Below are 26,044 nucleotides of genomic sequence, written 5' to 3'. Positions count from 1 at the left end.
TCCTTGATTACTGGGAAATGGCGGCGCCGGTGTCCTGCTGCCGCATCGCGCTCCACACCGCCAGCGCCGCCACGGTCTCGCGTACGTCATGCACACGCACCACCCGCGCACCGCGCTCCACGGCAAGCACGGCCGCGGCAACGCTTGGTGCCATGCGTTCGTGCACAGGCAGGCCAGTGACGGAACCGATGGACGATTTGCGCGACCAGCCGGCCAGCAACGGGTAGCCCAAGGCCAGGAGCTCGGGCTGGCGGGCCAGCAGGGCGAAATTCTGCTCGACTGTCTTGCCGAACCCAATGCCATAGTCGAGCACGATGCGGGCCTTTTCCACGCCCAGCGCTTGCAGTTCCTGCGCTGAGCGCTCCAAAAAATAGAGCACTGACGGCACCACATCTTCCTCCATGGGCGTGGCCTGCATGGTCTGCGGGTCCCGGTGCATATGCATCAGGCACACGCCGCAGCGCGGATGGGCGGCGACGATCCCGGCCGCCCCTGGCTGGCGCAACGCCCAGATGTCGTTGACGATGTCCGCCCCCAGGTCCAGCACCGCCTGCATGACCTGGGGCTTGTAGGTGTCGACCGAGACTGGCACCCCCAGGCGCACCGCCTCCACCACCAGCGGCACGACGCGCGCCAGCTCTTGCTCCAGCGGCACCGCCGGGCTACCCGGGCGCGTGGATTCACCGCCGATGTCCAGGATATCCGCGCCATCCTTGATCAGCTGCTCGCAGTGCCGCAACGCTCCCCGCGTATCGACATGCCGGCCGCCGTCTGAGAAGGAATCTGGGGTGACGTTGACGATCCCCATGACCTGGGGACGCGTGAGGTCCACGTCGAAACGTGTGGTTTGCCAGCGCATGCGTGAGTGAGAGCCGTGAAATACAGAAAACGGGGCGCGAGGCCCCGTTGTTCATGCCAAACCGCTGTCAGGCGGCGGAGGGCGCCGGGTCCGGCTTGACGGCCGGAGTGCCGCCGCTGGAACCATCACCACCCGAAGGAGGGGTGCGCGGCGTCCAGTCCTTGGGCGGGCGAGGCGCCCGGCCGGCCATGATGTCGTCCAGCTGTTCGGCATCGATGGTTTCCCACTCCAGCATGGCCTTCGCCATGGCGTGCATCTTGTCCTGGTTCTCTTCGATCAGGCGGCGTGCCAATCCGTACTGCTCGTCGATGATGCGACGCACCTCGGCATCCACCTTCTGCATGGTTTCTTCGGAGATATTGGTGGTCTTGGTCACCGAACGGCCCAGGAACACTTCGCCTTCGTTCTCCGCGTACACCATGGGCCCCAGGGCCTCGCTCATGCCGTAGCGCATCACCATGTCGCGCGCGATGGACGTGGCGCGTTCGAAGTCATTGCTGGCTCCCGTGGTCATCTGGTTCATGAACACTTCTTCGGCAATGCGCCCGCCGAACAGCATGGCGATCTGGTTCAGCATGTACTCCTTGTCGTAGGAGTAGCGGTCCTTCTCGGGCAGGCTCATGGTCACGCCCAGCGCGCGGCCGCGCGGAATGATGGTGACCTTATGTACCGGGTCGCACTTCGGCAACAACTTGCCGATCAGCGCATGGCCTGCTTCGTGGTAGGCCGTGTTGCGGCGCTCTTCCTCGGGCATGACCATGGTCTTGCGCTCGGGGCCCATGATGATCTTGTCCTTGGCCTTCTCGAAGTCCTGCATCTCCACGGTGCGCGCATTGCGCCGTGCAGCCATCAACGCTGCTTCGTTGCACAGGTTGGCCAAGTCTGCGCCGGACATGCCGGGCGTTCCGCGCGCAATGATGGCGGGGTTCACGTCCTGCCCTACCGGAATCTTGCGCATGTGCACACCCAGGATCTGCTCGCGCCCACGAATATCAGGCAGCGTCACATAGACCTGGCGGTCGAAACGGCCGGGGCGCAGCAAGGCAGCGTCCAGGATGTCGGGACGGTTGGTCGCAGCCACGACGATCACGCCCAGGTTGGTCTCGAAGCCATCCATCTCGACCAGCATCTGGTTCAGTGTCTGCTCGCGCTCGTCATTGCCACCGCCCAGGCCAGCGCCACGCTGACGACCCACGGCGTCGATTTCATCGATGAAGATGATGCAGGGGGCGTTTTTCTTGGCGTTCTCGAACATGTCGCGCACACGCGCCGCACCCACGCCGACGAACATTTCCACGAAGTCGGAGCCCGAGATGCTGAAGAACGGCACCTTGGCTTCACCTGCGATGGACTTGGCCAGCAGCGTCTTGCCGGTGCCGGGTGGGCCGACCAGCAGCAAGCCGCGCGGAATGCGGCCGCCCAATTTCTGGAATTTCTGCGGGTCTTTCAGGAAGTCGACGACTTCCTTCACCTCTTCCTTGGCCTCGTCGCAGCCCGCCACATCCGCGAAGGTGACGGTGTTGTTGTTCTCGTCCAGCATGCGCGCCTTCGACTTTCCGAAGCTGAAGGCACCACCCTTGCCGCCGCCCTGCATCTGGCGCATGAAGTACACCCACACGCCGATCAGCAGCAGCATGGGGCCCCAGCTGACCAGCAGGGTCATGAGCAGCGAGCCTTCTTCGCGCGGCTTGACGTCGAACTTGACGTTGTTGTTGATCAGGTCGCCCACGAGGCCGCGGTCGAGGTAGGTGGCCGTGGTGCGGATGCGGCGGTCATCATTGGTGACCGCCACGATCTCGGTGCCGCCCTGCCCTTCCTGGATGGTCGCGCTCTTGATGCGGTTGCTGCGCACCTCTTCCAGGAATTCCGAATAGCCGATGGTTCCGGCGCCCGCGCCCGCACGGGTGTCAAATTGTTTGAACACCGTAAAGAGCACCATGGCAATGACCAGCCAGACGGCGACTTTTGAAAACCACTGATTATTCAAGCGGAACTCCAGATTCAGAAGTGGGAGGCCGGCCACGACACTGTCATGGAAACGTCCTAACGCAATTGGGGTTCATTTTAGGCGTTTCAACCCGCCAGCACTGCCCATTAACCCCGGCACAGGCCATGGTCAAGGCGCTGCGGTCAACCTTGACGCTTGAGCCCCATGCCCACCAGAAAGGTCTCCGATGACTTGTCGCGCGAGGCCTTGGGCTTCATCGGCTTGACCACGCGAAAGGTGTCCTTGAAGAGTTGCACCAACTGGGAGTAACCGCTGCCGTGGAACAGCTTCACAACCAGTGCCCCCTCAGGCTTCAGATGGTGCACGGCAAAGTCCACCGCCAGCTCGATCAGGTGCGCGATACGCACGGCATCCACCGACTCCACGCCCGACAGATTGGGAGCCATGTCCGACACCACCACATCCACGGGCCGCCCTTGCACGGCCTCCTGCAAGCGTGCCAGCACCTCTTCCTCCCGAAAATCCCCCTGTAAAAAGGTGACGCCTTCAATCGGTTCCATCGGCAGAATGTCCAGCGCGATGATGACGCCGTTGAGTTGCCCCACGGCAGCCCCGTCCGGCGACAGCCGCCGGCGCACATACTGGCTCCAGGCCCCCGGAGACGACCCGAGATCCACCACCACATGGCCGGGCTTGATCAGCCCGAGCTGTTCGTCGATCTCCTTGAGTTTGTAGGCGGCGCGTGCGCGGTAGCCCTCCTTCTGGGCGAGCTTGACGTAGGTGTCGTTGACATGGTCGTGAAGCCATGCCTTGTTCACCTTCTTGCTTTTGGTCTGGGCTTTCATGGATAGATCGGTGCGCCGCCCCGGATCGGGGGACAGCAGTATGCCGGCCATTGCCGGGGCGTTGAGATAATACGGGTATGCCTCAAATTCAACTGACTCCCGCCGAGCGCCGGGAACACCGCGCCAATGCCCACCATCTGGACCCCGTGGTCCTGATCGGTGGCGACGGACTTACGGCCGCCGTTCAAAAGGAGATCGATGCCGCACTCAAGGCCCATGGCCTCATCAAGGTGCGCGTCTTCAACGACGACCGCGCCGCACGCGAGGAGATGTATCAGCAACTGGCCGATGCGCTGAACGCCGCACCCATCCAGCATATCGGCAAGCTGCTGGTGCTGTGGCGGCCCATTCCTGCGAAAGAGAAAGCCATCGACGAAGACCGCATGCCCGGTCCCCGCGATGTGAAGGTACTCAAGTTCAGCAAGCGCGGCGGCCAGCGCCCCGAGGTCAAACAACTGCGTGTGCTGGGTAACCAGCGTCTGACGCCTGGCGGGCAGATCAAGCGTGCCAAGCCCAAGCAGAAGTCGGTAAAGAAACGCCAGGCCGATTGACCCTAGATCCCATGAACGCACCGCAGCCGCAGCAGCACCAGCGCCACATCCTTTGCATGAAGTGGGGCACGAAATATGGCCCCGAGTACGTCAACCGGCTTTACGCCATGGTGCGCCGCCACCTGAGTGGCGAGTTCAACTTCGTCTGCCTCACCGACGACGATGCGGGCATACGCCCCGAGGTGCAGTGCCTGCCCATCCCGCCGCTGAATCTGCAACTGGCGCCCGGCCAGCGGGACGGCGCCTGGAAGAAGCTCACGACCTTCGAGGCCGACCTGCACGGCCTGCGCGGCACAGCGCTGTTCCTCGACCTCGACGTGGTGATCGTGGGCGGGCTGGATCCCTTCTTCGAGCAGCCGGGTGAATTTCTCATCATCCACGACTACCCCCGTTTCTGGCGCTTTGGCCAGCGGATCACGGGCAACTCCTCGGTCTACCGCTTTGAACTGGGCGCGCATGCCGATGTGCTGGCGTACTTTCGCACGCACATGGACGAGGTGCAGGCCAACTATCGCAACGAGCAGGCCTTTCTGTCACGCTTCCTGCATGCCCAGGGCAAGCTGTCGTACTGGCCTGAAGGCTGGTGCCCGAGCTTCAAGTACGACGGCATTCCCGCGTGGCCGAGCAACTACTGGCGCGAGCCCTTCGTGCCCGAAGGCGCACGCATCATGATCTTCCACGGCGAATGCAATCCGCCGGATGCGCTGGAGGGACGGCGCAACAAGCGCTTTCACCACATCCAGCCCGCACGCTGGGTGGCGCGCCACTGGCGCGAATGACGAGGTCACCCCGCCATGAAGCGGGGCGGACAGGAACCGTCAGCGCCAAGGCGCCGGTTAGGCCGTCGGAACGCCGTGCAACGGCCGGCCCGTCAATCGCGTGAGGATCGCCAAGGGGCTCGCTTCCCGGTCATACCCATGCGACGCGGGCAGGTGCAATGTCTGCTCCAGCATGTATTGGCCGGACATGACCGCATGCGTGGCTTGGTCCGAAAAGCACATCCATACCGAACCCGCCGGAAACGGCACCGTTTCCTGCGGACTGGTGCGCTGGTACTCCAGGTCGCCCTTCATGCCGTCGTGCAGTTGCAGCATCAGGTGGTCGTACTCGCTGCGAAAGGACTTGGTCACACGCAGCGCCTGCAGCACCTTGGCCTGCCACGCCGAATACGGCTTGGCGCGTGGCAGGAACTTACGCGCCATGGCTTCGAAGGGCTCACCCACGCGCCACACACGGGGCGCCCCGTCGGGGTTGACGTTGGCAAACACGCGCAAGATGCGTTCGCCATAGTTGGGGCGCGAGGGAAACGCATCCACGTGCAGCCGCCGGTCGTCGGCCCGCCAGGATTGCTGGCGGCTTTCCACCTGCATCGGCCGGTAGCTGGTGGGGGCCAGTCGCAGCGCAGAGGTGTAATGCGGCAGCAGTGCCTCGATCAAGCCCAGCGCCTGCGCCCGAAAGCGCGTGATCATGGCCGTCAACTGCGCCTGGGTGGCGGCGTCGCCCACCGCGCCCTTCAGGCTGCCGTCAACATTCAGGCTGATGTTGCGCGCACCAGGGTCGCGGATGTCGGGCCGCAGCAGGGCGCGCTCGTCAGGCTGCACCTCGAAGGCGAGGTTGGGAAAGAACAGCACCTTGCCGCCCTCCAGCGCAGCGCGCCAGGCGTCGGTCCCCGGTACCGACCAATCACGGGATTCGATGCGTACGACCTGGGATTCCATGCTCGCTCACCCTCCTTGCCTGGCAGTTTTCCACAACGTAATACCCGCGCAGAGCCATTGCACCAGATACATGGCACTGCCCACGCTGTGCCACAGCCGCAGGTTCTGGCGCGCCACGATGCGCGGCGCCACGCCATATTGCACCAGCAAGGCCAGCAGCAGGCCGAGGATCACAAAAACCATAGCTGCTCGCGCCCACTGCTCCTCGGTTTCCGCGTGTTTTCTTTTGGAAAGCACCAACAGACAAGCGCAACACGCTATCGAAATATAAGTCTGCGCCTCGAACAAACGGGCTGCCATCTGCCCCGCCATACTCGGCGTGGGCAGGTAGACGAACAGCATCGGCACGGCCACGAAGCCCATGGCCGTGAGGCTACCCCACCACAGGGCCGCAGCCAGCACGGGCAGGCGTTCGCGCATGGCGTGCACCCTCAGATGTAGCTGACGGCCACCACTTCGTAGCGCCGCACGCCCCCAGGCGCCTGCACCTCGGCCGTGTCGCCCTCTTCCTTGCCGATGAGCGCGCGCGCGATCGGGCTGGAAACATTGATCAGGCCGTGCTTCAAGTCGGCTTCGTCCTCGCCCACGATCTGGTACTTCACGGCGTCGCCCGTGTCCTCGTCCTCCAGCTCCACCGTGGCGCCGAAGACCACGCGACCGCCAGCGTCCAGCGCCGAGGGGTCGATGATCTGGGCCGCCGACAGCTTGCCTTCGATCTCCATGATGCGGCCTTCGATGAAGCCCTGGCGGTCCTTGGCGGCTTCGTACTCGGCGTTTTCGCTCAGATCGCCCTGCGCGCGCGCCTCCGCAATGGCGCTGATCACGGCAGGCCGCTCGACGGTCTTGAGGCGGTGCAGTTCCTCCTTGAGTTTCTCTGCGCCGCGCTTGGTGATGGGAATGGTGGCCATGGGTCCGTCTCCAGATTCCAAATGCAAAAAGCAAACCGCCGCGCGTTGCCGCGCGGCGGTCTCACAAATCAAGGGCGATTATGCCGCGTTTGCCGCGGCGGTCATCCCCTAAAACCCGGTGCCGCGCTCAGGCTGCAGCCGCCAGGCGGGCGTGCAGTTCCTGCACCGAATACACGTCCAAGTTGTCGAGGTGCTTCATGCCTTCCACGGCCGCCTCGGCGCCGAAAATGGTCGTGAAGGTGGTCACGCGTGCCAGCAGCGAGCTGGTGCGGATCGCGCGCGAATCGGCAATCGCGTTGCGGCGCTCCTCCACTGTGTTGATGACCATGGCGATCTCGTCGTTCTTGATCATGTCCACGATGTGCGGGCGGCCTTCGGTCACCTTGTTGACCACCTGCACCGGCACGCCGGCGGCCTCGATGGCCGCGGCCGTTCCCTTGGTGGCCAGCAGCTCGAAGCCCATGGCCGCCAGGTCGCGGGCAATCGCCACCGCGCGCTGCTTGTCGGCGTTCTTCACGGTGAGGAACACCTTGCCCGAGCGCGGCAGGCGCGTACCCGCACCCAGTTGGCTCTTGACGAAGGCCTCGCCAAAGGTCTTGCCCACGCCCATGACTTCGCCGGTGGACTTCATCTCGGGGCCCAGAATGGTGTCCACGCCCGGGAACTTGACGAAGGGGAACACGGCCTCCTTCACGCTGAAGTACGGCGGCGTGACTTCTTTGGTGATGCCCTGGCTGGCCAGGGTCTGGCCGGCCATGCAGCGCGCCGCCACCTTGGCCAACTGGATGCCCGTGGCCTTGCTGACGAACGGCACCGTGCGCGAGGCGCGCGGGTTCACTTCCAGCACGTAGATCACATCACCGTCGTCAGTTTCCTGAATTGCGAACTGCACGTTCATCAGGCCCACCACATTCAGGCCATGGGCCATGGCCGTGGTCTGGCGCTTGATCTCGGCCACCGTCTCGGCCTTCAGGTAGTACGGCGGCAGCGAACAGGCGGAGTCGCCCGAGTGCACGCCAGCCTGTTCGATGTGTTCCATCACGCCGCCGATGAACACGGCACCGGAGGCATCGCGCACACAATCCACATCGCATTCGATGGCATTGGAGAGGAAGCGATCCAGCAACACTGGCGAATCGTTGCTTACCTTGACGGCTTCACGCATGTAGCGTTCCAGGTCGCGCTGCTCATGCACGATCTCCATGGCACGGCCGCCCAGCACGTAGCTGGGGCGCACCACCAGCGGGTAGCCCAGGGCAGCGGCCTTCTCCAGCGCCTCGGGTTCGGTACGCGCGGTGGCGTTGGGCGGCTGGCGCAGGCCCAGGTCGCCCAGCAGCTTCTGGAAACGCTCGCGGTCCTCGGCGGCGTCGATCATGTCGGGGGTGGTGCCAATGATCGGCACGCCAGCGGCCTCCAGGCCCAGCGCCAGCTTCAGTGGCGTCTGGCCGCCGTACTGCACGATCACGCCCTCGGGCTTTTCCTTGTCCACGATCTCCAGCACGTCTTCCAGCGTCAGCGGTTCGAAGTACAGGCGATCCGACGTGTCGTAGTCGGTCGAGACAGTCTCGGGGTTGCAGTTGACCATGATGGTCTCGTACCCGTCCTCGCGCATGGCGAGGGCGGCATGCACGCAGCAGTAGTCGAACTCGATGCCCTGGCCGATGCGGTTGGGGCCGCCACCCAGCACCATGATCTTCTTCTGGTTGGTGGGCTCGGCTTCGCATTCGTCCTCATAGGTCGAATACATGTAGGCGGTATTGGTGGCGAATTCGGCGGCGCAGGTATCCACGCGCTTGTACACCGGGCGCACATTCAGCGCATGGCGCGCTTCGCGCACAGCCTTCTCGTTGGTTTTGAGCAGCTTGGCCAGGCGGCGGTCGGAGAAGCCCTTCTTCTTGAGAGCGCGCAACGTGTCCGCATCCAGCGAGGCCAGCGCGCCCTCGCCCTTCTCGGCCGTGAGTTGGTCCAGGTCGAGTTCGATCTTCACGATCTCCTCGATCTGCACGAGGAACCACTTGTCGATTTTGGTGAGGTCATGCACCTCGTCCACCGACAGGCCCATGGCGAACGCGTCACCCACGTACCAGATGCGCTCAGGTCCCGGCTCGCCCAGCTCCTTCTCGAGCAGTTCGCGGTCCTGCGTCTTCTCATTCATGCCATCCACACCCACCTCCAGGCCGCGCAACGCCTTCTGGAAGGACTCCTGGAAAGTGCGGCCCATGGCCATCACCTCGCCTACGGACTTCATCTGCGTGGTCAGGCGGCTGTCGGCCGCTGGGAATTTCTCGAACGCAAAACGCGGGATCTTGGTGACGACGTAGTCGATGGAGGGTTCGAACGACGCAGGTGTGGCGCCGCCGGTGATCTCGTTCTTCAGTTCATCGAGCGTATAGCCCACGGCCAGCTTGGCAGCGACCTTGGCGATCGGGAAGCCCGTGGCCTTGGAGGCCAGCGCCGACGAGCGCGACACGCGTGGGTTCATCTCGATCACGATCATGCGGCCGTCCTTCGGGTTCACCGAGAACTGCACGTTGGAGCCGCCCGTGTCGACGCCGATCTCGCGCAGCACTGCCAGGCTGGCGTTGCGCATGATCTGGTATTCCTTGTCGGTCAGCGTCTGCGCGGGTGCCACGGTGATCGAGTCGCCCGTGTGCACGCCCATCGGGTCCAGGTTCTCGATCGAGCACACGATGATGCAGTTGTCCGCCTTGTCACGCACGACCTCCATCTCGTACTCCTTCCAGCCGAGCAGCGACTCTTCGATCAGCAGCTCGTTGGTGGGTGAGGCTTCCAGGCCGCGCTTGCAGATGGTTTCGAATTCTTCCGGGTTGTAGGCGATCCCGCCGCCAGTGCCGCCCAGCGTAAAGCTGGGCCGGATCACGGTGGGGAAGCCCACGTTCTTCTGCACGGCCCAGGCCTCGTCCATGCTGTGGGCAATGCCGGAGCGCGCCGACCCAAGGCCGATGCGGGTCATCGCATCCTTGAACTTCAGGCGGTCTTCGGCCTTGTCGATGGCCTCGGGCGTCGCGCCGATCAGTTCGACCTTGTACTTGTGCAGCACGCCGTTGCGCCACAGGTCCAGCGCGCAGTTCAGTGCAGTCTGGCCGCCCATGGTGGGCAGGATGGCGTCGGGGCGCTCCTTGGCGATGATCTTCTCGACCGTCTGCCAGGTGATGGGCTCGATGTAGGTGACGTCGGCCGTGGCCGGGTCGGTCATGATCGTCGCAGGGTTGCTGTTGATCAGGATGACCTTGTAGCCCTCCTCGCGCAGCGCCTTGCAGGCCTGCACGCCCGAGTAGTCGAACTCGCAGGCCTGGCCGATGATGATCGGGCCGGCACCGATGATGAGGATGCTTTTGATGTCTGTGCGTTTTGGCATGGTATGTCTGTCAATCGGTCGCTGGGGCGGAGGCTGGGGCGGCAGACACCGCTGCGGGGCGCCGCGTATTCAGCCTGTCCAGCAGCGCCTGGGCCCGCTCGGCGGGGAGGTTCTTTTGCATCAGCTGCAGCAGGCCGTCGCCCTGAACCAGGGGTCGCAACACTTCGGCTTCTGCCTCGTAGAACGTCACGTCCCACTCCTGCATGGCCTCTGCGAAGGTCGCATCGTCCCAAGTCTTGCCCTTGGCGATCAGCGTAACCAGGGGCATGGCCTTGTTCTCGACGAAAGACTTCTTATAGGGCTTTTGCTGCCAGCGTTCGGTGAACCACTCGCGGTGCATTGGAGGCAATGTCAGCACACGCTTGTGAATGGCTTTCTCAAGCGCTGCAGCCGGGAAGCTGAAGAGTTTCATGGCGCCGGTTTCCTTTTGGGCTTACTGGGCCTTGGCGGCCTGCATCAGAGTGGTGAAGCGGTCGAACAGGTAGGCAATGTCGTGCGGACCGGGTGACGCCTCGGGGTGCCCCTGGAAGCAGAAGGCCGGCTTGTCCTTGTGTTCCAGGCCCTGCAGCGTGCCGTCGAACAGGCTGATGTGCGTGGCGCGCAAGGTGGCCGGCAGCGATGCCATGTCCACCGCGAAACCGTGGTTCTGGCTGGTGATGCTTACCCGGCCGCTGTCCAAGTCCTTCACAGGGTGGTTTGCGCCATGATGGCTGTTGTCCATCTTGAAAGTCCTGGCGCCACTGGCCAGCGCCATGATCTGGTGGCCCAGGCAGATGCCGAAGGTAGGTACGCCGCTGTCGATGATCTGCTTGACTGCCGTGATCGCGTAGTCGCAGGCCGCCGGGTCGCCCGGGCCGTTGGACAGGAACACGCCATCGGGATTCATGGCCAGCACCTCTGCCGCCGGGGTCTGCGCGGGCACCACGGTGAGCCTGCAGCCGCGTTCGGCCAGCATGCGCAGGATGTTCAGCTTCACGCCATAGTCATAGGCCACGACGTGAAAGCGCGGGGCCGTCTGCGTGCCGTAGCCTTCGCCCAGCTTCCACTCAGTCTGGTCCCAGGCGTACGCGGCACGCGTGGTCACGACCTTGGCCAGATCCAGCCCGTTCATGTTGGGCGCCGCCTTCGCCGCGGCCACGGCTTCGTCGATGCGCGCCTGGGTCACGGCCTCGCCAGCCGCCAAGCCGACGATGGCGCCATTTTGCGCGCCCTGGGTGCGCAGCAGGCGGGTCAGTTTACGGGTGTCGATGTTGGCGATGGCCACCGTCTTGGCACGCACGAGGTACTCGGGCAGCGTCTCGGTCATGCGGAAGTTGCTGGCCAGCAGCGGCAGGTCCTTGATGATGAGGCCTGCGGCGTGGACTTTTTCAGCCTCGATATCCTCTGCGTTGACGCCGTAGTTGCCGATGTGCGGATACGTCAGGGTGACGATCTGCTGACAGTAGCTGGGGTCCGTGAGAATTTCCTGGTAGCCGGTGATGGCGGTATTGAAGACCACTTCGCCGACCGTGGTGCCGGCGGCACCGATCGAGTTACCGATAAAGACCGTGCCGTCTGCGAGCGCCAGGATGGCGGGCGGGAAGGTTCCCTTGAGAGACAAAAGCACTGGGTTCTCCGATGGTTTACGGGTCGCCCGGGAGCCGCAGGAACGGCGATGTTCCTGAAGGCTACTGCTTGTTGAAAATTGCTTTGGATGCGGCCGGGCGACTTGTTTGCGGGAAAGCCTCTCATTGTAGCGCGAGAGACGCATGCCCACTGCGCACAAGACATTGGTCCCGCCAAGGATCCAAACGCGCCAAAGAAGAAAGGGACCACCGTTTTTACGGTGGTCCCTTTGGCATAAATGGTCGGCGTGGCGGGATTCGAACTCGCGACCCCTTGCACCCCATGCAAGTGCGCTACCAGGCTGCGCTACACGCCGACAAGATTTGGATTCTATACCGAAAAATCAGGCCGTAAGAAGAAGTGCGCGAATTTCTTCCAATTCTTTTCGCAGGGTCGCCGCATTCAAAGGAACCGCCTGCGCGACGCTTATCCCCTCGTTCGCACCCTGCGCGGGTACAGCCGCCTCCAAGCCATCCGCATGCGGCGCACCACCATCGCGCAGCAGCGCCTTGTCCGCATGGGCCAGCTCCTGCAACCGGTTGCGCGCACCGCTGATGGTGAAGCCTTGGTCATACAGCAGGTCGCGAATGCGGCGGATCATCAGCACCTCATGGTGCTGGTAATAGCGCCGGTTGCCGCGCCGCTTCATGGGGCGCAACTGCGTGAATTCCTGTTCCCAGTAGCGCAGGACATGGGGTTTGACGCCACAGAGCTCCGCCACTTCACCAATCGTGAAATAGCGTTTGGCCGGAATGGGTGGCAGCAAGGTGCTCATGGGAATGGCGCAAAAAACGGGCAGGACTGTGGAGCGTACTGCAGCCCCTTACCGGCGGCCAGGATCTCTGGGCCAAAAACACCGGTTCGGGTCAACTACTTCAAGCTTTGTCCTGCCCCTGGATCTGCTCCTTGAGTTTGGTGCTGGCATGAAAGGTCACCACGCGTCGCGCCTTGATGGGGATGGCTTCGCCAGTGCGCGGGTTACGCCCCGGGCGCGGCGCCTTGGTGCGGATCTGGAAATTGCCAAACCCCGACAGCTTCACGTCCTGGCCGTCGACCAGGCTTTGCACGATCAGGTCGAAGAAGGCGTCCACCATGTCCTTGGACTCGCGTTTGTTCAGGCCGATGTGCTCGAACAGCAGATCCGCCAGCTGCGCTTTGGTCAGCGCAGGCGATTCCAGGCTTTCTACGGCGAACTCCACCGGCCCCGGCTCCATCCCCCGAGTCATCGCAACCTCGCTCCTGTGTGGGTACCCAGCGCCTGCAGCACCGATTGCACTGCGGCTTCGATCTCAGCGTCCGTCAACGCGGCGGCGTCGCTGCCCAGCGTCAGGCGAATGGCCAGGCTCTTCTCGCCCTGCGCCAGAGCGCCCGCCGGCACGGCCTCGCCCGCACGCTGCGGCTGGGGCCGGAAGACATCGAACAGCACCGCGGAGCGCAGCAGATCGCCCGCCAGCGCACCGCCAATGGCACGCATCACCTCATCGTGCGAGACCCGCTCGGCCACAACCACGGCAATGTCCCGCTCCACCAACTGGCGCTTGGCCACGGGGCGAAAGCCCGGCACCTTGCGCTGCAGCACGGCGTCCAGCTCCAGTTCAAACATCATCGGCGCAGCCGGCAGGTCCCAGGACTGGCGCCATTGCGGATGCAATTCGCCCACAAAGCCGATGGGCTGGCCCTCCAGCAGCACGCGCGCGCAGCGGCCCGGGTGCAGTGCCGGATGCGCTGCTGGCTCGAACGTGGGGCGCAGCGGCGCGAGCAGCGCTTCCACATCACCCTTGGCATCGTAGAAGTCCACCGCCTTGTCCTTGCGGCCCCACTGCAGCGCATCGGCCGCACCATAGGCCAGGCCCGCGACCCGCATCGGCTGCGCGAAGCCTTCCACCGTGCGGTCGGTGTTCTGCACGCTCGCATCACGCAGGAACACCCGCCCGAGTTCGAACACGCGCACGCGGCCGGCCTTGCGGTCCAGGTTGAACTTGAGCACCTGCAGCAAAGAGCCCAGCAGCGACGAGCGCATGACGCTCAGGTGGCTGGCGATAGGGTTGAGCAGCTTGATCGGCGCGGCGTTGCCGGCCAGTTCCTTTTCCCAATGCTCTTCGACAAAGCTGAAGTTGATGGTCTCCTGGTAGCCCAATGCCGCCAGTTCACGGCGCACCGCGAAGCTGCTGCGGCGCGATTCTGCGCGCAGCTTGGGCGTGATCGGCGCCAGCGGCGGGGTGGTGGGCAGGTTGTTGTAGCCCACCACGCGCGCCACTTCCTCGATCAGGTCTTCCTCCAGGCGCAGGTCGAAGCGGAACGACGGTGGCGTGACCGTCACGGCACCCTCTTCCTCCTGCAGCGGCAGGCCCAGGCGCCGCAGCGCATCCACGCACTGCGCCTGCGTGAGCGGCATGCCGATCACCTTGGCCGCACGCGCGATGCGCATGCGCACCGGTGTTTGCGCGGGCATGTTGACGCGCTGATCATCAATGGGAGCGCATGCCGTCTCTGGCGTACCGCAAATGTCGACGATCAGCTGCGTGATGCGCTCGATGTGCTCCACGGTCAGCTCGGGATCCACGCCGCGCTCGAAGCGATGGCCGGCGTCGGTGGAGAAGTTGTAGCGGCGCGAGCGGCCGGCTACGGCCTCTGGCCACCAGAAGGCCGCCTCGACGTAGATGTTGCGCGTGTCATCCGACACAGCCGTGGCGTCACCACCCATGATGCCGGCGAGCGACTCCACCTCGCGCTCGTCGGCGATCACACCCACCTTCTCATCGACGGTGACGGTGTTGCCGTTGAGCAGCTTGAGTTGTTCGCCGGCCTTGCCCCAGCGCACTTCCAGGCCGCCATGGATCTTGTCCAGATCGAAGATGTGCGACGGGCGGCCGAACTCGAACATCACGTAGTTGGAGATGTCCACCAGCGGCGAGACACTGCGCTGGCCGCAGCGCGCCAGGCGGTCCACCATCCACTGCGGTGTGGCGGCCTGGGTATTGACGTTGCGCACGACGCGGCCGGAGAAGCGCCCGCACAGGTCAGGCGCGCTCACGCGCACGGGCAAGCGGTCATCGATCGCGGTGGCCATGGTGGGGAACTGCGGCGCCTTCAGCGGCGCGCCCGTCAGCGCGGACACCTCGCGCGCGATGCCGTAGACACTCAGGCAATGCGCCAGGTTGGGTGTGAGCTTGAGCGTGAACAGCGTGTCGTCCAGGTTCAGGTACTGGCGGATGTCCTGGCCCAGCGGCGCGTCGGCCGGTAGTTCCAGCAGGCCGCCATGGTCCTCCGACAGTTTCAGCTCGCGCGCCGAGCACAGCATGCCAAAGCTCTCCACACCGCGCAGCTTGCCCACCTTGATGAGGAACGGCTTGCCATCCTCGCCGGGCGGCAGCTCCGCACCCACCATGGCGCACGGCACCTTGATGCCCACGCGGGCATTGGGCGCGCCACAGACGATGGTCAGCGGCTCGCCCTGCCCCACATCCACCTGGCACACGCGCAGGCGGTCGGCATTGGGGTGCTGCTGGGCATCCTTGATCTCGCCGACGACGATCTTCGTGAACGGCGGCGCGACGGGCTGCAGCTCTTCGACCTCCAGCCCTGCCATCGTCAGGGTGTCGGCCAGTTCTTGGGTGGTGAGCGGAGGGTTGCAGAACTCGCGCAACCAGGATTCGGGGAATTGCATAGTCAGACTTCTTTGGCGTGCTCTTGAAAAGAGAGCTGCTAGCGCTTGCTACCTATTGTTTTCCACATGAAAACATATTGAAGAGTAAGCTTAACAAGCGCTGGCAGCTCACTTTTTTGCATTACTGGAACTGCGACAGGAAACGGATGTCGCCGTCGAAGAACAGGCGCAGGTCGTTCACGCCGTAGCGCAGCATGGTCAGTCGGTCCGGCCCCATGCCGAAGGCAAAGCCGATGAAGCGCTCGGGGTCCAGCCCCATGTTGCGCACCACGTTGGGGTGCACCTGGCCGGAGCCCGCCACCTCCAGCCACTTGCCGGCCAACGGGCCCGACTGGAACTGGATATCGATCTCGGCGCTGGGCTCGGTGAAAGGGAAGAAGCTGGGGCGAAAGCGCAGCACCAGGTCGTCGCTTTCAAAGAAGGTCTTGCAGAAGTCCGTGAACACGACCTTCAGGTCCTTGAAGCTCACGTTCTCGCCGATCCACAGGCCTTCACATTGGTGGAACATGGGCGAGTGCGTGGCGTCGGAGTCCACGCGGTAGGTGCGGCCCGGAGCGATCACGCGGATCTCGGGCATGGCCTGGCCGGCGTCGATCAGGCCACGGTGTTTCTTCACATGCTGCACGGCGTAGCGCACCTGCATCGGGCTGGTGTGCGTGCGCAGCAGGTTGGGGGCTTCGGGTGTGCCGCCTTCCACGTAGAAGGTGTCGTGCATGGACCGGGCGGGGTGGTCCTCGGGCGTGTTCAGCGCCGTGAAGTTGAACCAGTCGGTCTCGATCTCGGGGCCGTCCGCCACCTCGAAGCCCATCGAACCGAAGATCCGCTCGATGCGCTCCAGCGTCAACGACACGGGATGCAGGCCGCCGCGGCCGCGCTGGCGGCCCGGCAGCGTCACATCCAGCGCCTCGGCCTTGAGCTGTGCCTGCAGCTCGGCGTCCGCCAGCTCCTGGCGGCGTGCGGCGAGGGCTGCCTCCACGGCCTGCTTGGCCACGTTGATGGCGGCGCCGCGGGTTTTCTTCTCCTCGGGCGAGAGCTGCGCCATGCCCTTCATGAGCTCGGTCAGGCGGCCTGACTTGCCCAGGAACTGCGCCTTGGCGTTCTCCAGTTCGGCAGGGGTTGCGGAACGCGCGAACGACTCGCGCGCGCTCGTCACCAAGGAATCCAACTCGTTCATATCGACTCTTGAAAAAGAAACAAGGGCTAGTGCCTTTTCAAGCCCTAGCCCTTGTTGTTTGCGCGCTAGTAGCTATAAAATTTATAGCTACCAATCGTGAACTCAAGCAGCCAGCTTGGCCTTGACTTGCTCCACGATGCTGCCAAAGGCAGCCTTGTCATGCACCGCGAGGTCGGCCAGCATCTTGCGGTCGATCTCGATGGATGCCTTCTTCAGGCCGTTGGCGAACTGGCTGTAGGTCAGGCCCAGTTCACGGGCCGCGGCGTTGATACGGGCGATCCACAACTGGCGGAACACGCGCTTCTTGGTGCGGCGGTCACGGTAGGCATATTGCCCCGCCTTCATCACCGCCTGCTTGGCGATGCGGAAGACGTTACCGCGGCGACCACGGAAGCCCTTGGCAAGGGCGAGGACCTTCTTGTGACGGGCGCGGGCCGTTACACCACGTTTGACGCGAGGCATGTGTTTTCTCCTTGTTCGTCAGTTGATTACAGGCCAGCGGAGGGCAGCATCTTTGCGATGGAACCCATATCGCCTTCGTGCACGTTCACAATGCCACGCAGGTGGCGCTTGTTCTTCGTGGTCTTCTTGGTCAGGATGTGGCGCTTGAAAGCTTGGCCACGCTTGACCGTACCGCCTGGACGAACGCGAAAACGCTTCTTCGCGCTGCTCTTGGTCTTCATCTTGGGCATGTGAATGCTCCTGTTGGTTGTGCTCGTGAGGCGTTTGCACACCGCTGTGCAACCTTGTTGGCCCCGAGCCACTTTTTCAAACGACGCGCCTTGCGGCTCGCCGTGCGGCGGCACTTGCATGCCGCCTATCGGCCGGCACCCTTTTTTAGGGGGCGCCCGCCAAATCTCCTTGCTTACGCAGCGTTGTCGCCAGCGGCGGGAGCGCTTTCGGCGGCAGGTTTACCTGCCGGCTTCTTGCGGGCCGGCGCGATCATCATGATCATTTGGCGACCTTCCAGCTTGGGAAACTGCTCCACCAAAATGGTGTCGCCCAGGTCATCCCTCAAGCGGTTGAGCAATGCCAGGCCCAGCTCCTGGTGCGTGATCTCGCGGCCACGGAAGCGCAGCGTGATCTTGCACTTATCGCCCTCCGCCAGAAAACGGCGGATGTTGCGCAGCTTGATGTTGTAGTCGCCATCGTCCGTACCAGGGCGGAACTTGACTTCCTTGATCTCGATGACCGTTTGCTTGGCCTTGGCCTCGGCCGCCTTCTTCTGCTCCTGATACTTGAACTTGCCATAGTCCATCAGGCGGCAGACCGGGGGATTAGCCGTGGCTGCAATTTCAACCAAGTCCACATCCAGCTCGCCCGCCATGCGCAGGGCCTCTTGCAGGCTGACGATGCCCAGGGGCTCGTTGTCCGGACCGGACAAGCGCACTTCAGGCGCCATGATTTCACGGTTCAGTCGATGCTTGCGCTCCTCGCGCTGGCGACGGTCACGAAATTCGGTAGCGATGGCTCTCACCTTCAATTAAAAAGCTACGAAAAGCGTAGCAGCTTACGCACCAGGGATGCGCTTCAAGCGATGATTCAGACTTTGGAGGCAATGTCCTGCGCGATCAGATCGACGAATGCGTCGAGGGACATCACGCCGAGGTCTTTGTTACCCCGGGCACGCACTGCCACAGCCCCTGCAGCCTTTTCCTTGTCGCCGGCGACGAGGATGTAGGGCAGCTTTTGCAGCGAATGCTCCCGTATTTTATACGTAATCTTCTCGTTACGCAGATCAGTCACCACCCTAAGGCCTTGATTCGGCAACGCTTTTTGCAGCTTTGCGGCGATTTCACGACAGTAATCGGACTGTGCATCGGTGATATTGAGCACCGCCACCTGTACGGGCGCAAGCCAAACGGGCAAGGCCCCGGCGTGTTCTTCGATCAGGATGCCGATGAAGCGCTCCAGGCTGCCCACGATGGCGCGGTGCAGCATCACCGGCCGATGGCGCCCGCCATCCTCGCCCACGTACTCTGCATCCAGCCGCTCGGGCATCGAGAAGTCCACCTGCATGGTGCCGCACTGCCACTGCCGTCCGATCGCGTCCTTGAGCGTGTACTCGATCTTCGGGCCATAGAAGGCGCCATCGCCGGGAGCGATCTCGAATTCGCAACCCGACGCGCGCAGGCTTTCCATCAGCGCATGCTCGGCCTTGTCCCAGCTCTCGTCGGAACCGATGCGTGCTTCGGGGCGCGTGGCCACCTTGTAGATGATGTTGTGGAAACCGAAGTCCTTGTAGACCTTTTGCAGCAACGCTGTGTAAGCCGTGCATTCGGCCAGGATGTGGTCTTCCGTGCAGAAGATGTGACCATCGTCCTGCGTGAAACCGCGCACGCGCATGATGCCGTGCAGGCCACCCGTGGGCTCGTTGCGGTGGCACTGGCCGAACTCGCCGTAGCGCAGCGGCAGGTCGCGGTAGCTCTTGATGCCCTGCTTGAAGATCAGGATATGGCCCGGGCAGTTCATCGGCTTGAGAGCGTAGTCGCGCTTCTCGCTCTCAGTGGTGAACATGTTGTCGCGGTACTTGTCCCAGTGTCCCGTTTTCTCCCACAGCGTCTTGTCCAGGATCTGCGGGCCCTTGACCTCCTGGTAGCCGTTGTCGCGGTACACGCGGCGCATGTACTGCTCCACCTCCTGCCACAGCGTCCAGCCCTTGGGGTGCCAGAACACCGTGCCGGGCGAATGCTCGTCGATGTGGAACAGGTCAAGCTCACGGCCCAGCTTGCGGTGGTCGCGCTTCTCGGCCTCTTCCAGCATGTGCAGGTACTGCTGCAGTTCTTCCTTCGTGGCCCATGCCGTGCCATAGACGCGCTGGAGCATCTCGTTGCGGTGGTCGCCGCGCCAATAGGCGCCCGCCACCTTCATGAGTTTGAAGAACTTGAGCTTGCCGGTGCTGGGCACGTGGGGGCCACGGCACAGGTCTTCAAAGCCGCCCTCGCGGTACAGGCTCACGTCCTCATTCGTCGGGATGCTGGCAATGATCTCGGCCTTGTAGTGTTCGCCCAGGCCCTTGAAGTACGCCACCGCCTCGTCCCGAGGCAATACACGGCGCACCACTGGCTCATCCTTCGCAGCCAGTTCCGCCATACGCTTTTCAATGGCGGCCAAGTCTTCCGGCGTAAACGGACGCTTGTACGAGAAGTCGTAGTAGAAGCCGTTTTCGATCACCGGCCCGATGGTCACCTGCGCATCGGGAAACAGTTCCTTGACCGCATAGGCCAGCAGGTGGGCCGTGGAGTGGCGGATCACCTCCAGGCCGTCGGCATCCTTGGCCGTCACGATGGACAGCGGGCTGTCTTGCGTGATCTGGTAGCTGGTATCCACCACCTTGTCCCCGATCTTGCCGGCGAGCGCCGCTTTGGCCAGGCCCGAACCGATGGAGGCAGCCACCTCCGCCACAGTCACGGGACCAGCAAACTCTCGCTGGGAACCGTCGGGAAGCGTAATGTGAATCATGGAAGTCCTTATCGAGTCTTTTTCGGTAGGTGAGCTGCGCTTGATTTGGGTTCAGAAAGCAAAAAGCGCGGTACAGGTCCGCGCTTTTATGGGGGCGAGATAAATCTCGTGCAGGCGCGAACGGCCAGCCTCAGCGGCTGGAACAGATCTCCGTCGTAGTTCGCGGTGTCATAACCAGATTGCCTTTCTCGCCCTTGTTGGTGAACAGATGTGGCATTTTACCCTGCAGCAATAGAAAAGCCCGAGGCGGGGGCCCCGGGCTTCTCGCATCAACCAAGAAGATCAGTGGAACTGCTCTTCTTCGGTGGAGCCGGTCAGCGCCTTCACGCTCGAAGAACCACCCTGGATCACGGTGGTTACGTCGTCGAAATAGCCTGCGCCCACCTCCTGCTGGTGCGACACGAAGGTGTAGCCCTGCTCACGTGCGGCGAACTCGGGCTCCTGCACCATGTTCACATAGTGCTTCATGCCTTCGCCGCGGGCATAAGCATGGGCGAACTGGAACGTGTTGTACCAGTTGATGTGGATGCCGGCCAGCGTGATGAACTGGTACTTGTAGCCGAGTGCCGACAGCTCGTCCTGGAACTTGGCGATGGTCTTCTCGTCCAGGTTCTTCTTCCAGTTGAAGGACGGCGAGCAGTTGTACGACAGCAGCTTGCCGGGGCACTTCGCATGCACGGCCTGGGCGAACTCGCGGGCAAAACCCAGGTCGGGCGTGCCGGTCTCGCACCACACCAGGTCGGCGTAGGGGGCGTAGGCCACACCGCGGCTGATGGCTTGCTCCAGACCATTCTTCACGCGATAGAAGCCTTCCTGCGTACGCTCGCCCGTCAAGAACGGCTTGTCGTTGGCGTCGTGGTCGCTGGTGATCAGGTTGGCGGCCTCGGCATCGGTGCGGGCCAGCACGATGGTGGGCACGCCCATCACGTCGGCAGCGAAGCGGGCAGCGATCAGCTTTTCGATGGCTTCCTGTGTAGGCACGAGGACCTTGCCGCCCATGTGCCCGCACTTCTTCACGGCAGCCAGTTGGTCTTCGAAGTGCACGCCGGCCGCGCCAGCGGCAATCATGTTCTTCATCAGTTCGAAGGCGTTCAGCACACCGCCGAAGCCGGCTTCGGCGTCGGCCACGATGGGCAGGAAGTAGTCGATGAATTCCTTGTCGCCGGGATTGATACCGCGGCCCCACTGGATCTCGTCGGCACGCTTGAAGGTGTTGTTGATGCGGCGCACCATCGTGGGCACCGAGTCATAGGCATACAGCGACTGGTCGGGGTACATGGTCTCGCTGGTGTTGCCGTCAGCGGCCACCTGCCAGCCCGACAGGTACACGGCTTCCAGGCCCGCCTTGGCTTGCTGCATGGCTTGGCCGGCGGTGATGGCGCCGAAGGCATTCACATAGCCCTTCTTGGCGCCGCCATTGATCTTGTCCCACAGCTTCTCTGCGCCACGCTTGGCCAGCGTGTATTCGGGCTGGAGGCTGCCACGCAGACGCACCACGTCAGCTGCTGTGTAGCCGCGCTTCACGCTCTTCCAGCGGGGATTCTGGGCCCAGTCCTTTTCCAGGGCTGCGATTTGCTGCTCACGGCTCAGTTGTGCGTTCAGGGAATCTGGCATGTTGCTCTCCAAGAGATGAAGGAATGGGCGGGTACCGCTCCCGGGACCCTTGGACACAACTTTAAGTCTTCTATAAGACCACATCAATCTCTTATGTCTTATATAAGAGATAAATTTAAGCCATAAAAATCAATGGCTTATGCTCTATATATCTCTATATGAAAATTCATTTCTCGTATCGAGAAATTTTTCCGCAACGCAACAAACAAAATTTTCGCAATGAGAAATTAGACTTTCTCCATGCGAAATAGCAGGTCTGGTGAGTTCCTTTCCATGGGCTGCCCCGCGCTCATGCATGATGGAGCCTCCGTTCGGAATCTTCATCAGATGCCAAACCGCCCCACCGCATACCTTTGCCTGGCGCTCAGCATGATGCTGGTGGGTGCCTACGTGGCGCTCTCCAAGCCGCTGGCCGCGGCGTTCCCCGTGCTTTTGCTGGCGTGGTTGCGTTTCGGTATCGGCGCAATGGCCATGCTCGGATGGTTGAAGAAGCCGCACCAGGAGCCACCTCTGACGCGGCAGACCCAAGGCCTGCTTTTTCTGCAGTCGCTGCTGGGCAACTTTCTGTTCACCGTTTGCATGATCTACGGCGTGAGCCTGACCAGCGCCACCTCTGCCGGGGTGATCATGGCGACCATCCCCGCATGTGTGGCGGTCATGAGCTGGCTGTTCCTGCGTGAACAGGTGGCGACCCGCACCTGGGTGGCGGTGGCCTGCGCAGTGGCGGGTATTGTGCTGTTTGCGCTATCCAAACCAGAGCACTCCGCACACGCCAGCAATGCCCTACAGCCCGAAAATGCCCAAAACTTGCAATGGCTGGGCTATGCCCTGCTGCTGGCCGCATCGCTGTGCGAGGCCGCCTATTCCGTCATCGGCAAGAAGCTCACCGGCGCGCTGGGGCCACGGCGCATCACGGCGCTGATCAACCTGTGGGGCTTCATGCTCTCGATGCCTTTCGGGCTGTATTTCGCCCTGTACTTCGACTTCACGGCCGTACGCTGGCCCACTTGGTTGCTGCTGGTGTTCTACGCCATGGCAGCATGCATGTGGAGCGTGTGGCTGTGGATGACCGGCCTGAAGACCGTCCCCGCCGCGCAGAGCGGCGTATTCACCGTGCTGCTGCCGGTGAGCGCGGCGCTCGTGGGCGTGCTGGCGCTGGGCGAGCGCTTCACGACCATGCAGTTCATGGCCTTTGGCATCGCACTGGCCAGCGTCGTACTGGCCACGATGCCCGCACGGCTGCCGTGGCGCACCGGCCGCGATATGCGCGCCTGACCGGCGACGTTACAGCGCGTGGTCGCTGATCACGATGCCGTCGGCATCCGCATACAGCCAGTCGCCCGGCCGCACCCACACGCCCTGTACCTGCACCGCCACGTCAGAAAGCCCTTCGCCCCGCTTTTCGGTGGGCAACGGCATGAGTGCGAGTGCGCGGATACCCACGCGCTCGGCATTCAGTTCTGCCACGTCGCGCACGCAACCATTCACGACGATACCGGCCCAGCCATTGCGCGCCGCGCTGGCTGCCAGATTGCCCCCCACCAGCGCGCGACGCAGCGAAGCTCCACCGTCCACCACCAACACGCGCCCGTTGCCCGGCGAATCCACGGCCGCCTTGACCAGCGTGTTGTCCTCGAAGCACTTCACCGTGCTCACGGGGCCGCTGAAAGCGGGCAGCGCTCCGTAGCTCTGGAACACGGGCGGCAGCACGCGGAACGCGCCACTGTCGTCACCCTTGTGGGCGTCGCAGAGATCGCAGGTGCTGATGGCCGGGGTCGGGTGTGCGGACATGGAAGGGAAGCCTTTCTGTGCATAAAGGGGATGGTGCGCCGCAGCAAGCTGCGGTCGCGCATTCTCGCGCGTGCCGGCAGTTGGCCGCCAGAGCAACAAATCGAGGCAAAAAAGAGGCAGCTCGCCTTGGAAACCGGTTTTTTTCCCAGTAGCATCACCGCTGCCAGTGGAGCTGCGGCGTTCGCTGGTGACATATTTCATTTCCAACAAGGAACAACCCAACATGGCAACTGCAAAGACCGCGTCCGCAGCACCCGCAAAGAAGCGCACCCCCAACGCCGCTTTCATGAAGCCCCTGACCCCCAGCCCCGCTCTGGCGGCCGTGGTCGGCGCCACCCCGCTGCCGCGCACGGAGATCATCAGCAAGCTGTGGGTGTACATCAAGGCGCACAACCTGCAGGACGCCTCCAACAAGCGCATGATCAACGCGGATGCCAAGCTCAAGGAAGTGTTCGGCAAGCCCCAGGTCTCGATGTTCGAAATGGCCGGCCTGATTGGCAAGCACGTCAAATAATCTGCCCTGCCAGGCTCTCTGCGAGAGCCAGGCGAACAAAAACCGGCATGCGCATGCCGGTTTTTTTCGCCTGCAAGGCACTCGGCAATGGTTTCTTACACGGCAGTGGGGTCAAGGACTGCAAATGCGATGAATTCGCATTTATAATCAGTTCATCGTCCATAGCCAGCCACGACTGCCTGCACCATGATCGTCTGTGTTTGCCACCGCGTTTCCGACCGGGAGATTGCACGCCACGCGCGCGCAGGTATGAGCTTCGATGAGATTCAGTTCGAGTTGGGCGTCGCCACCCAGTGCGGCCGCTGCGAAGACTGTGCCCGCGATGTCGTGGCGCAGTGCTGCGCATCGCAGCCGGTGGCCGCCCTGTACAAGGACACCGATCCCACAGCCGTCCAGCTTGCCACCCTCATCCCGGAAGGCAAGGCATGCAACTGTTCTACGCACTCGCAGGAAGTCTGATCATCGTCATATGCTCGGTCTGGTGGATCCTGCATAAATAGACCGCCTATTCAAGGCTTTTTTGGCCTTCCGACCAAGCTGGACAAGCGCCAGCAGCTATCATTTTTATGTCCTCTGACCGATACGGCTCCCCCGGGGGCTTGAGCCGCAATGCCGTGATCGCAGGCTCCGTGGTGGTGCTGCACGTGGCCGGCCTGTGGGCCCTGCAATCGGGTCTGGTGCGCAAGACGGCGGAGATCATCATCCCTGCTGAGGTGTTGAGCGAATTCATCGCGCCGCCCGCGCCTCCGGCCCCACCGGCCCCCCCCGCTCCGCCGCCGCCCAAACCAGCCCCGGCGCCGCCCAAACCCGTGGCGCCCAAGCCGCGCCCCGCTCCCATGCCCGTGGCGGTCCCCGACCCGACACCCGCCCCCGCCGCGCCCACGGGCGTCGTAGAGCCTCAGCCCCCGGCCCCACCGGTTGCGGCCGCCGCGCCCGTCACCGCACCGGCGGCCCCCGCGGCTCCACCGGCGCCGGCCGCACCCAGCATCGAGTTGCCCTCCAGCGACGCGAGCTACCTGAACAACCCCAAGCCCGTCTACCCCGCCGTGAGCAAGCGGCTGGGAGAACAAGGCAAAGTGATGCTGCGCGTGCTCATCGGCACCGACGGACTGCCGCAGAAAGTGGAGGTCAAGCAGTCCAGCGGTTTCGAGCGCCTGGACCGCCAGGCCATCGACGCCGTCATGCGCTGGCGCTTCGTACCCGGCAAGCGCAACGGCGTGCCAGAAGCCATGTGGAATCTGGTCCCGATCAATTTCGTTCTCCAACAATAAGTCTCGCAGGAGTTTTCATGGAATCGCATTTCGGCATTGCCAATGTCTGGGTACAGGGCGACTTCGTCACCCGCGCCGTCGCTGTGCTGCTCATCGGCATGTCGCTGGCATCGTGGATCGTCATCATCATCAAGGCGCTGGACATCCTGAAGTTCAAGAAACACGCCCGCCAGGCACGCGACTTCTGGCACAGCGAAGACTTCGCCGCCGGCCTGACCAAGCTGGGCTCCGACCCGAGCAACCCCTTCCGCCACCTCGCCTTGGAAGGCCGCGAAGCCACGCAGCACCACCGCAACACGCAGGCCCATCTGCATGACAGCCTGGACGTGAGCGACTGGGTCACGCGCTGCCTGCGCAACTGCATCGACGAGTTCACGGCGCGCGTGCAGGCGGGCCTGGCCATCCTGGCCTCCGTGGGCTCCACGGCGCCATTCATCGGCCTCTTCGGCACCGTGTGGGGTATTTACCATGCGCTGGTGGCCATCGGCGCCTCGGGCCAGTCGACCATCGACAAGGTGGCCGGCCCGATCGGCGAGGCGCTGATCATGACCGCGCTAGGCCTGGCCGTGGCCATTCCCGCCGTGCTGGGCTACAACGCCCTGGTGCGGGGCAACAAATCCATCCTGCACAGCCTCAACAGCTTTGCGCACGATCTGCACGCCTACTTCGTCACCGGCGCGCGCGTTTCGGTACACGGCGAGGCAGCCAAGGTGCTGCCCATCAAGAAAGGCTGATGCG

Annotated in this window: 27 protein-coding genes and 1 tRNA gene; 7 read left to right on the top strand and 21 right to left on the bottom strand. The window is 63.2% G+C overall.

Annotation, left to right across the window (positions count from 1 at the left end):
* Positions 1-7 precede the first annotated feature (7 nt).
* The 3 genes from folP to K2L43_RS08255 all read right to left on the bottom strand — a co-directional run bounded on the left by folP (position 8) and on the right by K2L43_RS08255 (position 3,652).
* Positions 8-859 (bottom strand): dihydropteroate synthase, encoded by an 852-nt coding sequence (gene folP, locus K2L43_RS08265; RefSeq protein WP_011805588.1) that lies wholly within the window; start codon positions 857-859, stop codon positions 8-10.
* Between the two features lie 67 nt (positions 860-926).
* Positions 927-2,846 carry an ATP-dependent zinc metalloprotease FtsH gene (ftsH, locus tag K2L43_RS08260; RefSeq protein ID WP_011805589.1) on the bottom strand — a complete coding sequence of 640 codons (1,920 nt, stop codon included), beginning with the start codon at positions 2,844-2,846 and terminating at the stop codon, positions 927-929.
* A gap of 143 nt (positions 2,847-2,989) precedes the next feature.
* Positions 2,990-3,652 carry an RlmE family RNA methyltransferase gene (locus K2L43_RS08255; protein WP_015913064.1) on the bottom strand — a complete coding sequence of 221 codons (663 nt, stop codon included), beginning with the start codon at positions 3,650-3,652 and terminating at the stop codon, positions 2,990-2,992.
* A 77-nt stretch (positions 3,653-3,729) separates the two neighbouring features.
* Here K2L43_RS08255 and K2L43_RS08250 point away from each other — a divergent pair, with 77 nt between their 5' ends.
* Entirely contained in the window at positions 3,730-4,203 is a 474-nt protein-coding gene (locus tag K2L43_RS08250; protein ID WP_011805591.1) for a YhbY family RNA-binding protein, read from the top strand.
* Between the two features lie 11 nt (positions 4,204-4,214).
* On the top strand, positions 4,215-4,982 hold the full coding sequence (locus K2L43_RS08245; protein WP_220638840.1) for a glycosyltransferase: 768 nt from the start codon (positions 4,215-4,217) through the stop codon (positions 4,980-4,982).
* Between the two features lie 57 nt (positions 4,983-5,039).
* On the opposite strand, the gene K2L43_RS08240 is transcribed toward K2L43_RS08245, so the two are convergent.
* The 16 genes from K2L43_RS08240 to aceA all read right to left on the bottom strand — a co-directional run bounded on the left by K2L43_RS08240 (position 5,040) and on the right by aceA (position 21,730).
* Positions 5,040-5,921, bottom strand: coding sequence for a Kdo hydroxylase family protein (locus K2L43_RS08240; protein ID WP_172206699.1), 882 nt, complete (start codon positions 5,919-5,921; stop codon positions 5,040-5,042).
* Positions 5,922-5,927: 6 nt separating this feature from the next.
* Positions 5,928-6,341: a DUF4149 domain-containing protein gene (locus K2L43_RS08235; protein ID WP_220638839.1), complete on the bottom strand. Its 414-nt coding sequence runs from the start codon at positions 6,339-6,341 to the stop codon at positions 5,928-5,930.
* Between the two features lie 11 nt (positions 6,342-6,352).
* Positions 6,353-6,829 (bottom strand): transcription elongation factor GreA, encoded by a 477-nt coding sequence (gene greA, locus K2L43_RS08230; RefSeq protein WP_011805595.1) that lies wholly within the window; start codon positions 6,827-6,829, stop codon positions 6,353-6,355.
* Between the two features lie 127 nt (positions 6,830-6,956).
* Positions 6,957-10,208, bottom strand: a complete 3,252-nt coding sequence (gene carB, locus K2L43_RS08225; protein ID WP_220638838.1) for a carbamoyl-phosphate synthase large subunit — start codon at positions 10,206-10,208, stop codon at positions 6,957-6,959.
* Between the two features lie 10 nt (positions 10,209-10,218).
* Positions 10,219-10,620 (bottom strand): hypothetical protein, encoded by a 402-nt coding sequence (locus tag K2L43_RS08220; RefSeq protein ID WP_011805597.1) that lies wholly within the window; start codon positions 10,618-10,620, stop codon positions 10,219-10,221.
* A gap of 21 nt (positions 10,621-10,641) precedes the next feature.
* Entirely contained in the window at positions 10,642-11,814 is a 1,173-nt protein-coding gene (carA, locus tag K2L43_RS08215) for a glutamine-hydrolyzing carbamoyl-phosphate synthase small subunit (protein ID WP_011805598.1), read from the bottom strand.
* Between the two features lie 238 nt (positions 11,815-12,052).
* Positions 12,053-12,129: transfer RNA gene (locus K2L43_RS08210), tRNA-Pro, on the bottom strand.
* A 27-nt stretch (positions 12,130-12,156) separates the two neighbouring features.
* Positions 12,157-12,588, bottom strand: coding sequence for a MerR family transcriptional regulator (locus K2L43_RS08205; protein WP_220638837.1), 432 nt, complete (start codon positions 12,586-12,588; stop codon positions 12,157-12,159).
* 100 nt (positions 12,589-12,688) lie between these two features.
* Entirely contained in the window at positions 12,689-13,039 is a 351-nt protein-coding gene (locus K2L43_RS08200) for an integration host factor subunit alpha (RefSeq protein WP_103737589.1), read from the bottom strand.
* Positions 13,036-15,480, bottom strand: coding sequence for a phenylalanine--tRNA ligase subunit beta (gene pheT / locus K2L43_RS08195; RefSeq protein WP_220638836.1), 2,445 nt, complete (start codon positions 15,478-15,480; stop codon positions 13,036-13,038). The genes K2L43_RS08200 and pheT overlap by 4 nt, the downstream gene beginning before the upstream one ends.
* A 121-nt stretch (positions 15,481-15,601) precedes the next feature.
* A complete protein-coding gene (pheS, locus tag K2L43_RS08190) occupies positions 15,602-16,654 on the bottom strand; it encodes a phenylalanine--tRNA ligase subunit alpha (protein ID WP_011805602.1) in 1,053 nt (350 codons plus the stop codon).
* A gap of 102 nt (positions 16,655-16,756) precedes the next feature.
* Positions 16,757-17,116 carry a 50S ribosomal protein L20 gene (rplT, locus tag K2L43_RS08185; protein WP_005795139.1) on the bottom strand — a complete coding sequence of 120 codons (360 nt, stop codon included), beginning with the start codon at positions 17,114-17,116 and terminating at the stop codon, positions 16,757-16,759.
* Positions 17,117-17,142: 26 nt separating this feature from the next.
* Positions 17,143-17,346 carry a 50S ribosomal protein L35 gene (gene rpmI, locus K2L43_RS08180; RefSeq protein WP_011805603.1) on the bottom strand — a complete coding sequence of 68 codons (204 nt, stop codon included), beginning with the start codon at positions 17,344-17,346 and terminating at the stop codon, positions 17,143-17,145.
* Positions 17,347-17,519: 173 nt separating this feature from the next.
* Positions 17,520-18,131, bottom strand: a complete 612-nt coding sequence (infC, locus tag K2L43_RS08175; RefSeq protein ID WP_083766753.1) for a translation initiation factor IF-3 — start codon at positions 18,129-18,131, stop codon at positions 17,520-17,522.
* 65 nt (positions 18,132-18,196) lie between these two features.
* Positions 18,197-20,116, bottom strand: coding sequence for a threonine--tRNA ligase (gene thrS / locus K2L43_RS08170; RefSeq protein WP_220638835.1), 1,920 nt, complete (start codon positions 20,114-20,116; stop codon positions 18,197-18,199).
* Between the two features lie 282 nt (positions 20,117-20,398).
* Entirely contained in the window at positions 20,399-21,730 is a 1,332-nt protein-coding gene (aceA, locus tag K2L43_RS08165; RefSeq protein WP_103737648.1) for an isocitrate lyase, read from the bottom strand.
* Positions 21,731-22,057: 327 nt separating this feature from the next.
* On the opposite strand from aceA, the gene K2L43_RS08160 reads away from it, so the two are divergent.
* Positions 22,058-23,005, top strand: coding sequence for a DMT family transporter (locus tag K2L43_RS08160; protein WP_041836013.1), 948 nt, complete (start codon positions 22,058-22,060; stop codon positions 23,003-23,005).
* A 9-nt stretch (positions 23,006-23,014) separates the two neighbouring features.
* Here the strand turns inward: K2L43_RS08160 and rraA are convergent, their stop codons facing one another.
* Positions 23,015-23,521 (bottom strand): ribonuclease E activity regulator RraA, encoded by a 507-nt coding sequence (gene rraA, locus K2L43_RS08155; RefSeq protein WP_103737647.1) that lies wholly within the window; start codon positions 23,519-23,521, stop codon positions 23,015-23,017.
* A 223-nt stretch (positions 23,522-23,744) separates the two neighbouring features.
* On the opposite strand from rraA, the gene K2L43_RS08150 reads away from it, so the two are divergent.
* Positions 23,745-24,035: an SWIB/MDM2 domain-containing protein gene (locus K2L43_RS08150; protein WP_011805609.1), complete on the top strand. Its 291-nt coding sequence runs from the start codon at positions 23,745-23,747 to the stop codon at positions 24,033-24,035.
* Here the strand turns inward: K2L43_RS08150 and K2L43_RS08145 are convergent.
* On the bottom strand, positions 24,028-24,198 hold the full coding sequence (locus K2L43_RS08145) for a hypothetical protein (protein ID WP_220638834.1): 171 nt from the start codon (positions 24,196-24,198) through the stop codon (positions 24,028-24,030). The two genes, K2L43_RS08150 and K2L43_RS08145, sit on opposite strands and share 8 nt — an antisense overlap.
* Before the next feature lie 23 nt (positions 24,199-24,221).
* On the opposite strand from K2L43_RS08145, the gene K2L43_RS08140 reads away from it, so the two are divergent.
* The 3 genes from K2L43_RS08140 to K2L43_RS08130 all read left to right on the top strand — a co-directional run bounded on the left by K2L43_RS08140 (position 24,222) and on the right by K2L43_RS08130 (position 26,040).
* The gene (locus K2L43_RS08140; RefSeq protein WP_015913041.1) at positions 24,222-24,494 is read left to right on the top strand and encodes a bacterioferritin-associated ferredoxin; all 273 of its coding nucleotides are present in this window, start codon (positions 24,222-24,224) and stop codon (positions 24,492-24,494) included.
* Positions 24,495-24,601: 107 nt separating this feature from the next.
* Positions 24,602-25,306 carry an energy transducer TonB gene (locus K2L43_RS08135; RefSeq protein WP_220638833.1) on the top strand — a complete coding sequence of 235 codons (705 nt, stop codon included), beginning with the start codon at positions 24,602-24,604 and terminating at the stop codon, positions 25,304-25,306.
* A gap of 17 nt (positions 25,307-25,323) precedes the next feature.
* Positions 25,324-26,040, top strand: a complete 717-nt coding sequence (locus K2L43_RS08130) for a MotA/TolQ/ExbB proton channel family protein (RefSeq protein ID WP_103737583.1) — start codon at positions 25,324-25,326, stop codon at positions 26,038-26,040.
* The last annotated feature ends 4 nt before the right edge of the window (positions 26,041-26,044 follow it).

This window comes from Diaphorobacter sp. MNS-0, assembly GCF_019602835.1.
Taxonomy (GTDB): domain Bacteria; phylum Pseudomonadota; class Gammaproteobacteria; order Burkholderiales; family Burkholderiaceae_C; genus Diaphorobacter; species Diaphorobacter nitroreducens.
Note: the sequence above shows the minus strand (reverse complement) of the source record. Positions and strands in the feature narration are given on the sequence as shown.